This window comes from Pedobacter agri PB92, from assembly GCF_000258495.1.
GTDB classification, from domain to species: Bacteria; Bacteroidota; Bacteroidia; order Sphingobacteriales; family Sphingobacteriaceae; genus Pedobacter; species Pedobacter agri.
Genome location: NZ_AJLG01000131.1, coordinates 1 through 13,723 on the forward strand (window position 1 = coordinate 1; position 13,723 = coordinate 13,723).

Consider the following 13,723-nt stretch of genomic DNA (forward strand, 5'->3'; position numbering starts at 1 on the left):
ACGTACACACTGGTAATTTTGTTCAGGATAACCAATCCTATTCTTCCTATGGTGTCATCAGAGGTTTGCATGCACAAACGGGTGCATTTGCGCAAGCAAAGTTAGTCCGTGTAACTAAAGGGGAAGTTTTGGATGTAGCTGTAGATGCCCGTCCTGGTTCACCTACCTATGGCAAACATATAGCTGTGCGATTAAGTGCAGAAAATAAATTACAGTTATACATTCCAAGAGGATTTGTGCATGGCTTTTCTGTGTTAAGTGAAACTGCAGAGTTTTTTTATAAATGCGACAACTTCTTTAATAAGGCCTCAGAAACGGGTGTGATTTATAATGATGCTGATTTGAATATCGACTGGTTAATTCCGGCAGATAAAGCGTCTGTTTCCGACAAAGATCTTTTATTAAAACCTTTTGCTGAATTACAACATGGGTAAAATATTAATTATTGGTGCTGGCGGTCAGTTGGGTCAATGCCTTAAGATCGTAGCAGAGCGAAGAGCGATTACCAATATTGTCTTTCCGGCAGAAGCTGACGCCAATATTTTGGATCAGTCAGGTATAGAATCTTTGTTGCAAAAAGAACAACCAGCTTTCGTCATCAACTGTGCTGCTTACACTGCGGTAGATAAAGCAGAAGATGAAGTTGAACTGGCTAAAGCAGTGAATGAAACAGGGGCGGCGAACCTTGCCCTGGCTTGTGCATCAAATAAAGCTACTTTGGTTCACGTTTCTACAGATTTTGTGTTTGAAGGCAATCTCGTAAAGCTATTAACGGAAAATGATGAGGCAAAACCAATAAATGTTTATGGCCAAACTAAATTAGATGGGGAGAAAGCTGTTATTGCTTTATTGAAGGAACACTTCATTATTCGCACCAGCTGGTTATATTCTGAATATGCCAATAATTTTGTGAAGACCATGCTTAAGCTTGGCGCTGAAAGAGATGAGCTTAATATCATTGCTGATCAGGTGGGTACACCAACTTATGCCATTGATTTAGCTAACGCAATCTTTGATGTGATTGCATCAGGGTCAACATCATACGGTATTTATCATTATAGCAATGAAGGGGTAACCTCTTGGTTTGATTTTGCTCAGGCCATATTCGATATCAGTGCTACCCAGGTAAAAGCAAACCCAATTCCGGGATCAGCTTATCCTACAAAAGCTATTCGTCCTGCATTTTCGGTGATGGATAAATCAAAAATTAAAAATACATTTGGTTTGGCTATTCCATACTGGAGAGATAGCTTAGTTCAGTGTATTGAGAAGCTGAAAGAAAATTAATTAACGACAAAACCGGTGATAGATCTTGACAATCTTAAATCTAACATCTCAAATCTGAAATCTAAATGAAAGGTATAATATTAGCTGGAGGAAGCGGAACACGTTTACATCCATTAACACTTGCTTGCAGCAAACAAATGATGCCGGTTTATGATAAACCGATGATTTATTATCCGCTTTCCACATTGATGTTGGCGGGGATTAAAGAAATCTTAATTATTTCGACGCCTCACGATCTTCCTAATTTCGAAAAATTATTGGGCGACGGTAGTTCGCTCGGATGTAAATTTACTTATGCGGTACAGGCGGAACCAAATGGTTTGGCACAAGCCTTTGTAATTGGTGAGGAATTTATTGGGAAAGATAAGGTAGCTTTAGTTTTAGGCGATAACATTTTCCACGGAGACGGAATGGCGAAACTTTTACAAGCCAGTGCTGATCCTGAAGGCGGCGTTGTATTTGCTTACCAGGTTGCTGATCCGGAACGTTACGGCGTAGTAGAATTTGATGAGCATAAAAATGCCATCTCTATTGAAGAAAAGCCAACAAAGCCTAAATCAGATTACGCGGTTCCTGGATTATATTTCTATGATAACGAAGTGGTTGAAATCGCTAAAAATATCAAACCCTCTCCACGTGGCGAATACGAAATTACAGATATCAATAAAGTTTACCTTGAAAGAGGGACTTTAAAAGTTGGTGTGTTGAGTCGTGGTACAGCCTGGTTAGATACTGGTACTTTTGCTTCACTGATGCAAGCTGGAGAGTTCGTTCAGATTATTGAGGAACGCCAGGGATTAAAAATTGGCTGTATTGAAGAGATTGCTTATCGGATGGGTTTTATTACTGCCGAACAATTACGTGCGATTGCCACGCCACTTGTTAAGAGTGGTTATGGTAGTTATCTGTTGAAGCTAATTAAATAGAATATGAATCCCGATGAAAGTCGGGATTTTTTTTTGAAAGTATATTGAGATCATACCGTTATGTCATAAATGAGGTTGAGAAATCTTTTGCTTTGAAAATTTACTCCTTTCGTAATAAAAATGGTATTGTTGGATGGATTTTTTTGCGCCTCATCGGCGGCAGCCTAGTCCTTTTGGCTTAGCCCAAAAAGGACCAAACCTGAGCGTAGTGAAAGTATGCCAACAATAGAAGGCATAAATAGCCAGGCATAACCCCAAGGCTTGGACCTGATGTTGGGTTAGCGAGTCGAAACTTTATTACAACAGCGGACGAGGTCGGATGAAAAATCCGACTTGCCGCTGGTTTGGTTATCAGTATAGGAATGTTTGTATAAAAGTTTCAACTGCTTTCCCTTCCATCATCTCCTAGGCCGCATAACAAAGTGCAGACCAATCTAAAGCGAAAAAATTTATATGCCGTTTCGTCATTTCGACATAAGCTTCATGGTTTGTGAGAATCTTTCCTCTGAAAAACTATTGGATTAAACCTCTTCTCAACCAGGAAAATGGTATTATTTGATTGTATTTCTCAGCGCCTCATCGGCGGCGGCTTAGTCCTTTTGGCTTAGCCCAAAAAGAACCAAACCTTATCGTAGCGAAAGTATGCAAACAATAGAAGGTATAAAAAAGCAAGCATAACATATAGTATTGGACCTGATGTTGGGTAAGCGAGTAGAATCTTTATTGACAACATCGGGAGAGGTCGGATAAAAATCCGACTTGTCGAGGTAACAGGGTTGCTATAGCAAGTCGTAGGTTATACCAGAGTTAAGATTTTTTGCCGGGTTCACCATATGGGTTCATATTGCAGATTGCGATTTTTTTAATTTCTATATCTTTGCCGGCACAACATCATATCATGAATGAAGATAAAATAATTGCGGTAATCGGTTTAGGCTATGTCGGGTTACCCTTAGCCATTGAGTTTGCAAAGAAATATAAAGTAATTGGGTACGATATCAAGGCAACACGTGTAGCCGCTTTAAATAACCTGCGTGATGGAACCAATGAAGCCAACCTGGATGATCTGAAAATAGTGCTTCATTCAAAAGGTTTGAATGGTCTAAAATTGAGTTCAGATTTAAGTGATATTAAAAATGCGCAAGTCTTTATCGTTACTGTTCCTACGCCAATAGATCACCTGAAAAGACCCGACCTCGAACCTTTGCTTGAAGCGAGCAGAATGTTGGGAAAGGTGATCAAAAAAGGAGATATTGTAATCTACGAATCAACGGTATATCCTGGTTGTACGGAGGAAGATTGCGTTCCAGTTCTTGAAAAATATTCAGGGTTAAAATATAACATTGATTTCTTTTGTGGCTATTCTCCGGAACGTATTAACCCGGGAGATAAGGTCAATACCTTAACTAAAATTAAGAAAGTGACATCGGGTTCTAACCCGCAGATCTCAATGGAAATCGATCAGTTATATGCGTCAATTATTACCGCAGGTACACATTTGGCACCAAGTATTAAAGTGGCTGAAGCGTCCAAGGCAATTGAAAATGCGCAGCGAGATGTGAATATCTCCTTTGTTAATGAGCTGGCCCTGATCTTTGACAAAATGGGTATTGATACTTCCGATGTGTTGGCTGCCGCTTCAACCAAATGGAATTTTCTCAATTACAAACCTGGGCTCGTGGGTGGGCATTGTATTGGGGTTGATCCTTATTATCTGGCGCATAAATCTGAAGCTTTAGGCTATAAGCCTGAAGTGATCCTTTCTGGAAGACGGGTGAATGATAATATGGGCATGTTTGTGGCCAATAAGGTGATCAAAATGATTGTGGCTAAAAGCGGTATCCTGAACGAAGCAAGAGTATTAATTTTAGGATTTGCTTTTAAGGAAAATTGTCCGGATACACGGAATACCAGGGTTGTAGATATCATTGATGAGCTAAAGGCTTTTAACATTGAGGTAGATGTGCATGATCCATGGGCAAGTGCAGAAGAGGTGAAACTGGAATACGGAATTGAACTGATTGCAGAAGGAGATTTTACATCTTATCATGCTGTAATCCTGGCGGTATCACACCAGAAGTTTTTAGCGCTTGATTATGGTCGATTTAAAGAACAAGGTGCTATTATATTCGATACTAAATCTTTTATTAATCGTGAGTTTGTTGATGCGAGATTGTAAGTATTTGACTCCTGCTGAAACTTGATTCAAACTGTTTATCAGTTCCTATTCCGGATAGGAGGGTATAGAAAAACCCTGGTCATATATGTGATATGATTTTGGCCTTTCTTCCTGCTGAATCAGGTGACCCCAGCTTTTCGCGATTCAGCAATCTTTCTTCATCATAAGAAAGCGCTATTGCGCATACCGCTGATATAGGGAACATGCCTCTTGCTGCTGTCTGTGAATCCTCTTTTGTCTCTTTGATCCCGAAGAGCATTAAAACACGGGCCAATATTTAAGTTAAAATTTATTATCATTTTGTGAAATGTGCCTTTCAAATTTTTGCCAAAGTAATTCTACAGATAAGATCCTGCAATATGAAGGAATGGTTGCCGATATTGAAACCTTAATTAAGGCGTCAAACATGCGCATCAGAATATTGCAAAATCCTTGTGCCTTCACATTAGTCATAGAGAACAGCTTTATAATAAGAACCCAGAAATAGTGTAAACCTTTTGAAATGATGTTAACTCCGCAAAAAGCAATCTATGCTAATTGACAATTTCGTTACATATAAATATTTTGCGTATGTTTGCATGCTCAAAATCTATGACTAATATATGAAGGTTGCCCTTATTACTGGCGTTACTGGACAAGATGGTGCTTATCTGGCAGAGTTTCTGCTTAAAAAAGGTTATTTTGTACACGGTATCAAAAGACGTTCATCTCTATTCAATACTGATCGCATCGATCACCTTTACCAGGATCAGCATGAAAACAACGTTCATTTTAAGCTGCATTATGGGGATTTAACTGATTCTACTAATCTTATCCGGATTATTCAGGAAACCCAGCCCGATGAGATATATAATCTTGCGGCGATGAGTCATGTTCAGGTAAGTTTTGAGATGCCGGAATATACGGCCAATGCCGATGGTATTGGAACACTGAGGTTGTTGGAGGCGGTGCGCATTCTGGGTTTGGAAAAGAAAACCAAAATTTATCAGGCCTCTACTTCTGAGCTATACGGTTTAGTACAAGCGGTGCCTCAAAGTGAAACGACTCCGTTTTATCCCCGATCCCCTTACGCTGTTGCGAAGATGTATGCGTATTGGATTACGGTGAATTATCGTGAAGCTTATAATATGTTTGCCTGTAACGGGATTTTATTCAATCACGAGAGTCCGCTGCGAGGGGAAACTTTTGTCACCAGGAAAATTACCCGGGCTGCAGCGAAGATTGCCCTGGGTTTGCAGAGCTGTTTATACTTGGGTAATCTTTCTGCTCAACGTGATTGGGGTCATGCGAAAGATTATATTGAAGCCATGTGGTTGATTTTGCAGCAAGAGAAAGCTGAGGATTTCGTCATTGCCACGGGCGTAACCACTACAGTTCGTGATTTTGTACGCATGAGTTTCGCAGAACTTGGCATAGAAATTGAGTTTAGCGGCAAAGATCAAAACGAAAAAGGTGTGATTATTGGATTTGACGAAGCTTTGATCGCTGAGTTAGGTTTGAAGGATACCCATCTGAAGCCGGGTCAAACGGTGATCCGGGTAGATGAACAATATTTTAGGCCGACAGAGGTGGATCTTTTATTGGGTGATCCAACGAAATCTAAAACAAAATTAGGCTGGCAGCCAAAATATGATTTACCTGCTTTAGTCAAAGATATGATGCAAGCCGATTTAGCCTTAATGAAAAAAGATGAACACCTCAAACAGGCAGGTTATCATACGCTAAATTATTTTGAGTAAGGTAGCAGACACGTATAAAAGATTCCAAAAACATAATAAAACAGGGAAGTAAATCCTAAAGAATGCCGATAAATTCGGATCAATATGAAACAAACTTTAAAATTTTTAATTCTAGCAATCGCTTTTTTTACCGTTAGTATTAGCGTATATGCACAGAACTATGCCAATGTAAAGGTCGATGAGTTATCGGATGCGCAAATTCTGCAAATGATTAAAAAGGCAGAATCTATAGGGTATTCAGAAGCACAACTGGAACAGCTTGCTGCGGCTCAAGGCATGAAAGCTGACGAAATTCAAAAACTTCGTATCAGGGTAGAAAAAGTTAAAAAACAAGGCACTGCTTCTGCTGTACAAACGGATGCCAAAGCTGTTTCGACTGGAAGGGAGATGAGCGAAACCACCGATGGTGGAGAAATCAGCAATGAAAAGAAAGAAACTGATGATGAAATTGCACCTAAGATATTTGGTGCTGAACTATTTAGAAACGGCACGATCACTTTCGAACCTAATTTAAGAATTGCAACGCCAAAAAGTTATGTCATTGGGCCAGACGATCGCTTGTTGATCGATTTAAACGGCGATAATGAAGCCAGCTATGATTTGCCGGTTAGTCCGGATGGGATTATTTCCCTTCAATACGTGGGCAGAATATCCGTAGCAGGCTTAACCATTGAGCAGGCAACTTCCAAGATTCGTTCGGCTTTATCTTCTACTTATCCTTCTTTGAGATCTGGAAGGACAAGTGTTGCCGTTAACCTGGGCAATATCAGAAGCATTAAGATTATCATGACCGGCCAGGTGGTCAAACCGGGTACTTACACTTTATCTTCTCTATCAACTGTTTACAATGCGCTTTATGCATCCGGTGGTCCGGCGCAAAATGGTTCATTCCGTAATATTCAATTGATTAGAAATAATAAGGTTATCGCTACGATCGATGTATATGATTTCCTGTTAAAGGGAATTCAGCAGGGCAATATTCGTTTGCAGGATCAGGATGTGATTAATGTGCCGGTTTTTGAAAAAAGAGTGGAAATTACTGGAGAAGTCAAACGTTCGGCACTATTTGAGGTCGCTAAAAATGAGAGTTTAAAAGATGTGATTAATTTTGCGGGTGGTTTTACCACACAAGCTTACACGGCTAAAATTAAAGCCTTTCAAAATACAGACCGCGATCGGAAGATCTCAGATATTTCTGCTTCAGAATTTACGACCTATCTACCAAAAAACGGGGATAAATTTGTAGTGGAGGCGATCTTAGATCGTTTTGCCAATCGAGTGGAAATTATTGGTTCTGTGTTCAGACCCGGTGTGTATGAACTGGAAAGCGGTTTAACTCTAAGAGGTTTAATTAATAAATCGGATGGATTAACGGAAGATGCCTTTTTAAACCGAGGTTACATTAACCGATTGAATGCAGATAATACACAAGCGTTAATTTCTTTTGATGTAGCTAAAATTATCGCTGGCACTCAACCAGACATTGCCCTTCAGCGTGAAGATAAAGTGACCATTTCTTCTTTATTTGATTTAAGAGATGAGTATAAAGTAACGATACAAGGTGAAGTAAGGGCGCCGAGTACATTTGAATATGCCGATAGCATGACCTTAGAATCGGTGATTCAACTGGCCGGCGGCTTCAAGGAGGGTGCAACGCCTAACCGGATTGAAATCTCCAGAAGGGTAAGAAACAGTGATGCGACTGTACGTTCTGCGAGAACGGCGGAATTGTTTATTGTGAATGTGGACCAGAATTTGAAACTGGTCGGTGAGCCCTTTTTGATCCGGCCATTTGATATCATTTCTGTTCGAAATTCCGAGGGTTATACCGTACAAAAACAAGTGAAGTTGGAAGGAGAGGTTCTTTATCCAGGAACCTATACGATCATCAGAAAAGATGAACGCATTTCTGAATTAATCAGGAGGGCGGGAGGGTTAACGTCTTCCGCTTATCCAGATGGTGCCTCTCTTAAAAGACCGGGCGCTCAAAAGGTGAATCCAACTGACAAAAATGCGATCAATGACAGTGAGGAAGAAAATAAGAAGTTTTTGAATTTAAAACGGGCGCAGGAGGCAGGCGCCAAAGATACTGTTGCTGCTGAAGTAGAGCAGAAGCTGATTCAGAGTGATCTTGTTGGGATTAACCTGGTTAAAATACTAAGGGACTCCTTATCTAAATTCGACCTGATTGTGGAAGATGGTGATGTGATCCGGGTACCGAGAACTTTGCAAACGGTTAAAGTAACGGGTGAGGTGTTGAATCCAAATAGCATTGTCTATTTGCCGGGTAAGAGTTTACGCCAATATATAAACGGTGCCGGAGGTTTTACTTCTGGTGCACGTAAGTCGGGTGTATACGTGAAATACGCGAATGGTTCCGCAGCAGCTGTTGGTAGTTTCTTGTTTTTTAAGAATAATCCTAAAATAAAGCCCGGCGCTGAAATTTTAGTGCCAAAAAGAGCTGATCGCGAACGTTTAACTGCGCAAAGCTGGATTGGAATTAGTACGGCGGTAGCATCATTAGGGGCAATCATTGTGAGTTTGCTTAGGTAAGCAACAACTATATAAAAAATCCAATATGCAACAAGAACATAAAAATATATCGGAAGATAAAGACACCATATCGTTGAAAGAGTTGATATTGGCCATAAAGGGGTGGGCAAGCTATCTGAATTCAAAAAATAAAATCATTCTACTACTTTTATTTGTTGGAGGAGTACTTGGAGTTGCTTTTGCGTTGACTAAAAAAACTCTTTATACTGCTACTACAACTTTTGTGCTTGAAGAAGGTGAACAAGGTGGAGGAATGGGTAATCTTGGTGGCTTGGCATCTATGGTTGGCATTGATGTTGCTGGTGGTGGTGGTGGGTTATTTACCGGTGATAATATCATTGAACTTTATAAATCAAGGGCTATGATTCAACAAGCCATTTTGAGTAGGTCGGCTGTGAAACCCGGAATTCTTTTAGTGGATTGGTACATCGATATTAATCACCTTAAAGAGGAATGGCAATCCACAAATTGGAGCAAGGTAGATTTCCATGAAAAAAACTCTAATATAGTTAAAGATAGCGTTTTACGGGAAATAGTAAAGACCATCAATAAGGATTATTTGAGTGTTGGTAAGCCAGATAAAAAATTAAGTAAAATACAGGTAGAAGTTAGGGCACCCGACGAGTTATTTGCTAAAGAATTTTCATACCAGATAGTAAATGCTGTTAACAATTTCTACATTCAAACGAAAACCAAACGCTCTACCAAAAATGTAGTGATCCTGCAGCATAAAGTTGATTCTGTGAGAAATGTTATGAATGGCGCAATTTATACCTCGGCAGCAATAACTGATGCTACTCCGAATTTAAATCCTACCAGGCAAATCCAGAGAACCGCTCCTTCTCAAAAAGCTCAATTTTCTGCTGAAACAAACAAGAATATTTTATCAGAAATGTTAAAGAACTTGGAAATTTCTAAGATGTCGTTATTAAAAGAAACGCCGTTAATTCAGGTTATTGATGAACCAATATTACCCTTAGAGAGAACCAAATTAAGTAAGATAAAAAGTGCAATAATAGGATCATTTCTTTTGGCCGGGCTTTTCATTATGTTTTTAACAGTTAGATTTATGTACAGTAAAATATTATTATAAATGGAGATTGATGGTGTTAAACTTATCCAATTGCCGAAAATTTTGGATGAGCGGGGTAATCTATCCTTTTTAGAAGGATTGAATCATATCCCGTTTGAAATTATGAGAACCTATTGGATTTATGATGTACCAGGAGGACAAGTTCGGGGAGGACACAGCTATAGAATTAATGAAGAGTTTATCATTGCTCTTTCTGGAAGTTTTGATGTAATACTTAAAGATGGGCAAAATGAACAGATTATTTCTTTAAATCGATCCTACGTGGGGTTATATGTGCCAAATGGCATCTGGAGACATATGGAAAATTTCTCCACTAACTCTTTGGCATTTATTGCTGCTTCGACCAAATTTTCAGAAGAAGACTACGAAAGGGATTTTAATAAGTTTAGTTTTGAAAATAGTAAATAAGATTATGCCCACAACATACGATTGTTCAATATTTGAACTTCCCCAAATTAAAAATAGAGCTGGTAACATAACCCCTATTCATAATAATATAGAAATTCCATTTGACGTAAAACGAATTTTTTATTTATATGACATTCCGGGGGGGGAATCAAGAGGAGCCCATGCACACAAAGAATGTCATCAGTTTTTGATCGCAGCCAGCGGAAGTTTTGAAGTTTTGTTAGATGATGGTAGAACTAAACGCCTAGTACAACTAAATCGTCCAAATATTGGTTTACATGTTCCACCGGGGATTTGGGCTTCGGAAATTAATTTTTCATCGGGCTCAATATGTTTAGTACTAGCGTCTCACAAATATGAGGAAAGTGATTACTTGAGAAATTATGAAGATTTTTTAATATTTACAAATGAAAATACACAGTCTAGCTGATGTTCAAACTAAAAACATTGGAATTGATACACAAATTTGGCAATTCGTTGTTATTTTGAAGAATGCTTGTATAGGTAATAATTGTAATATAAATTGCAATTGCTTTATTGAAAATGATGTAATAATTGGAAATAACGTTACAGTGAAGTCTGGAGTTCAGTTGTGGGATGGACTTAGAATTGAAGATAATGTTTTTATTGGTCCTAATGTTACATTTACCAATGATTTAGTTCCTAGATCTAAAATTTATCCCAAGAGTTTTAGTCAAACTATAATAAAAAAAGGGTGTTCCATAGGGGCTAACTCAACGATAATTGCCGGAATTACATTAGGCGAAATGTCCTTTCTGGGCGCAGGCTCTGTTTTGACAAAAAGTATAGCCCCATACACTGTATGGTATGGTAATCCTGCCAAACATCGCGGTTACATCACAGAAGACCAAGTTTTATTAGGCCTTGATCTTGTAGATAAAAAGACAAAAAAAAAATATTTTATAGAGAATTTTAAGCCAATTGAAAGATGATTAAGTTTTTGGATTTACTAAGTATTAATCAAACCTATAGGAAGGATTTAATCATCGCATTTGAGCGTGTTATTGATTCTGGTTGGTATATCATGGGAAAAGAGTTAGCTACTTTTGAGAAAGATTTTGCTGTTTATTGTCAAGTAAAACATGCGATTGGTGTAGCCAATGGTTTAGATGCTTTAATATTAATTATTAGGGCGTATAAAGAACTTGGAATTTTTAAAGAAGGCGATGAAATTATCGTCCCGGCGAATACATATATTGCAAGTATATTAGCAATTTCGGCCAATAATCTTGTTCCAGTACTGGTTGAGCCTGATATTAAAACCTATAATTTAGATCCAAGTTTAATCGAACAAAACGTGACAGAACGCACAGTTGCAATTTTGCCGGTACATCTTTATGGTCAATTATGCAATATGGATGAAATATTGGCAATTGCGAATAAACATAATTTAAAGGTAATTGAAGATTGTGCCCAATCCCACGGTGCAAAAGATACCACTGGTAAAGTTGCCGGAAGTTTTGGCAATGCATCAGGCTTTAGTTTTTACCCTGGTAAAAACCTTGGTGCTTTAGGTGATGCCGGAGCAATAACAACTAATGATGATGAGTTGGCTGAAACTTTGAAAGCGCTGCTCAATTACGGGTCCCATGAAAAGTACAAAAATTTATTTAAAGGAGTTAACAGCAGGTTAGATGAGCTTCAGGCTGCGTTTTTAAGTGTGAAATTACAGAGATTAGACTACGATACCGAGATAAAGCGCAAAATTGTGAACAGATACCTTGCAGAAATCAAAAATCCAAAAATTAAATTACCAGAAATTGCCCATCAGGAAAGTCATGTCTGGCATCTGTTCGTTATCAGAACTGAAAACAGACAGCATTTACAAAACTATTTAAAAGATAATGATATACAAACCGTTATTCATTATCCTATCCCGCCTCATAAGCAAGAGGCGTACAAAGAATTTGCACATTTAAGCCTTCCAATATCAGAGAAAATTCATGAACAAGTGATTTCATTACCTTTAAGTTCAGTTTTAACGAATGAAGAGGTTGATCACATAATTGACATTTTAAACAAATACTAATTGAAATTAGTTAAGACAACAATATTTTCAGGTATTATTACTTTAATTAAAATTTCGTCGGGTTTCATAGCAGGAAAAGCCGTCGCTATTTTTACAGGGCCTGCCGGGGTTGCTTTAATAGGTGCATTTTCAAATTTCATTACGATTTTTTTAACTTTTGCCAACGGAGCAATCAACAATGGAGTAGTGAAGTACACAGCAGACTATGTCCAAGAAGACCATGAATCAAGAAAATTATTTAGTACGGCATTAAGAATCTCAGTAATTTGCTCAGGTGTTATCGGGTGTCTATTGATCTTATTTCCTGGTTTCTTTTCTGAGACAATATTGCGGATTCAAGAATACAAAGGGCCTGTGAGAGTTTTGGGAGGATCAATTGTCTTATATTCTTTAAATTCATTATTCATTGCTATATTAAATGGCAAAGGGGAGATTAAAACATACACTATTGTTAACACAATTGGAAGTGTCATTTCACTTATATTTACCATTATCTTAGTATATTACTATAAAATCTCTGGAGCACTCTATTCCTTAGTATTATCTCAATCTATAGTTTTTTTCTTTACATTATACCATGTAATAAAACGTCCTTGGTTTAAAGTTAACCTATTTAAAAATTCTTTTGATATTGCGATTGCGAGAAAATTGGGAAGCTATAGTTTAATGGCAATAATTTCAGCAATAACATTACCAATTTCTCAGATATTTTTAAGAAATATGTTGGGGGCAACGCTAGGTATAGAATCGGCTGGATATTGGCAGGGTATTATGAGAATTTCCGATGGATATCTGTTGATCATTACCACCGCATTGAGCACATACTATCTCCCCAAATTATCTACGCTAAAAAGTGATCCAGAGATTAGAGCCGAAATCTTGAATGGTTATAAAATTGTTATGCCCGTTGTTTTGATCGGATGTTTATCAATATTCCTCCTGCGAAAATTTATTATTTCGATCTTATTTACCCCAGACTTCGCTCAAATGGAAAATCTTTTCTTTTGGCAATTGTTTGGCGATTTCTTTAAAATTGCAGCTTGGATGTTAGCATTTCTTATGCTCGCAAAGTCTATGACTAAAGTTTACATTATTACCGAAATACTTTTTACCTTCACTTATGTTACTTTAGGATATATATTAGTATCTATGCTAGATTTAAAAGGAATCGTAGTATCATTTGGTCTTAACTACTTCTTTTACTTTATTTATATGGTCTTCCATTTTAGAAACCTCCTATTCTACAAGTCTGCTGCAAATGTCTAATTCCGATTCCATAACTTTTTTTACCCTAGCAAAATAATGGGAGGGGCGGAGTTTCTTTTTTTAAGAATGGCTTCAGTATTAGTTGATTTATACCATGTAGATGTATATTATGTAGACTTTAGAGACGGTTTTGCAGCCAACTATGCACATAGAAATTCAAAAATCAACTTTATAGAGCAGCATGCTTACAGCAAAACTCTTTTGCCATCAAAGTGTGTACGT

12 protein-coding genes are annotated in these 13,723 nt (G+C 38.0%); all 12 read left to right on the forward strand.

What is annotated here, in order from left to right; all coding sequences use genetic code 11:
* Positions 1–434, forward strand: a 434-nt coding sequence (gene rfbC / locus ON09_RS17135) for a dTDP-4-dehydrorhamnose 3,5-epimerase (RefSeq protein ID WP_010602291.1), incomplete at its 5' end; no start/stop codon positions are given.
* On the forward strand, positions 427–1,287 hold the full coding sequence (gene rfbD, locus ON09_RS17140) for a dTDP-4-dehydrorhamnose reductase (RefSeq protein ID WP_010602292.1): 861 nt from the start codon (positions 427–429) through the stop codon (positions 1,285–1,287). The genes rfbC and rfbD, both read left to right, overlap by 8 nt.
* Positions 1,288–1,352: 65 nt before the next feature.
* The gene (rfbA, locus tag ON09_RS17145) at positions 1,353–2,213 is read left to right on the forward strand and encodes a glucose-1-phosphate thymidylyltransferase RfbA (protein WP_010602293.1); all 861 of its coding nucleotides are present in this window, start codon (positions 1,353–1,355) and stop codon (positions 2,211–2,213) included.
* Positions 2,214–3,111: 898 nt separating this feature from the next.
* Positions 3,112–4,392 (forward strand): nucleotide sugar dehydrogenase, encoded by a 1,281-nt coding sequence (locus ON09_RS17150; protein ID WP_010602294.1) that lies wholly within the window; start codon positions 3,112–3,114, stop codon positions 4,390–4,392.
* Positions 4,393–4,994: 602 nt separating this feature from the next.
* Positions 4,995–6,131 (forward strand): GDP-mannose 4,6-dehydratase, encoded by a 1,137-nt coding sequence (gene gmd / locus ON09_RS17160; RefSeq protein ID WP_010602295.1) that lies wholly within the window; start codon positions 4,995–4,997, stop codon positions 6,129–6,131.
* Between the two features lie 84 nt (positions 6,132–6,215).
* Positions 6,216–8,684, forward strand: coding sequence for an SLBB domain-containing protein (locus ON09_RS17165; RefSeq protein ID WP_010602296.1), 2,469 nt, complete (start codon positions 6,216–6,218; stop codon positions 8,682–8,684).
* Between the two features lie 25 nt (positions 8,685–8,709).
* A complete protein-coding gene (locus tag ON09_RS17170) occupies positions 8,710–9,777 on the forward strand; it encodes a hypothetical protein (RefSeq protein WP_010602297.1) in 1,068 nt (355 codons plus the stop codon).
* Positions 9,778–10,185: a sugar 3,4-ketoisomerase gene (locus ON09_RS17175; RefSeq protein ID WP_010602298.1), complete on the forward strand. Its 408-nt coding sequence runs from the start codon at positions 9,778–9,780 to the stop codon at positions 10,183–10,185.
* Positions 10,169–10,615, forward strand: coding sequence for a sugar 3,4-ketoisomerase (locus ON09_RS17180; protein ID WP_010602299.1), 447 nt, complete (start codon positions 10,169–10,171; stop codon positions 10,613–10,615). Before ON09_RS17175 ends, ON09_RS17180 begins: the two co-directional genes overlap by 17 nt.
* Positions 10,593–11,138: an acyltransferase gene (locus ON09_RS17185; RefSeq protein WP_010602300.1), complete on the forward strand. Its 546-nt coding sequence runs from the start codon at positions 10,593–10,595 to the stop codon at positions 11,136–11,138. Before ON09_RS17180 ends, ON09_RS17185 begins: the two co-directional genes overlap by 23 nt.
* Positions 11,135–12,235, forward strand: coding sequence for a DegT/DnrJ/EryC1/StrS family aminotransferase (locus ON09_RS17190; protein WP_010602301.1), 1,101 nt, complete (start codon positions 11,135–11,137; stop codon positions 12,233–12,235). The genes ON09_RS17185 and ON09_RS17190 overlap by 4 nt, the downstream gene beginning before the upstream one ends.
* Positions 12,236–13,501, forward strand: a complete 1,266-nt coding sequence (locus ON09_RS17195; protein WP_010602302.1) for an O-antigen translocase — start codon at positions 12,236–12,238, stop codon at positions 13,499–13,501.
* Positions 13,502–13,723 lie beyond the last annotated feature (222 nt).

Coding starts and splice junctions, on each gene's coding strand:
- ON09_RS17170 (WP_010602297.1), top strand. CDS start 8,710: ATGCAACAAGAACATAAAAATATATCGGAAGATAAAGACACCATATCG.
- ON09_RS17150 (WP_010602294.1), top strand. CDS start 3,112: ATGAATGAAGATAAAATAATTGCGGTAATCGGTTTAGGCTATGTCGGG.
- gmd (WP_010602295.1), top strand. CDS start 4,995: ATGAAGGTTGCCCTTATTACTGGCGTTACTGGACAAGATGGTGCTTAT.
- ON09_RS17185 (WP_010602300.1), top strand. CDS start 10,593: ATGAAAATACACAGTCTAGCTGATGTTCAAACTAAAAACATTGGAATT.
- ON09_RS17190 (WP_010602301.1), top strand. CDS start 11,135: ATGATTAAGTTTTTGGATTTACTAAGTATTAATCAAACCTATAGGAAG.
- rfbD (WP_010602292.1), top strand. CDS start 427: ATGGGTAAAATATTAATTATTGGTGCTGGCGGTCAGTTGGGTCAATGC.
- ON09_RS17175 (WP_010602298.1), top strand. CDS start 9,778: ATGGAGATTGATGGTGTTAAACTTATCCAATTGCCGAAAATTTTGGAT.
- ON09_RS17165 (WP_010602296.1), top strand. CDS start 6,216: ATGAAACAAACTTTAAAATTTTTAATTCTAGCAATCGCTTTTTTTACC.
- rfbA (WP_010602293.1), top strand. CDS start 1,353: ATGAAAGGTATAATATTAGCTGGAGGAAGCGGAACACGTTTACATCCA.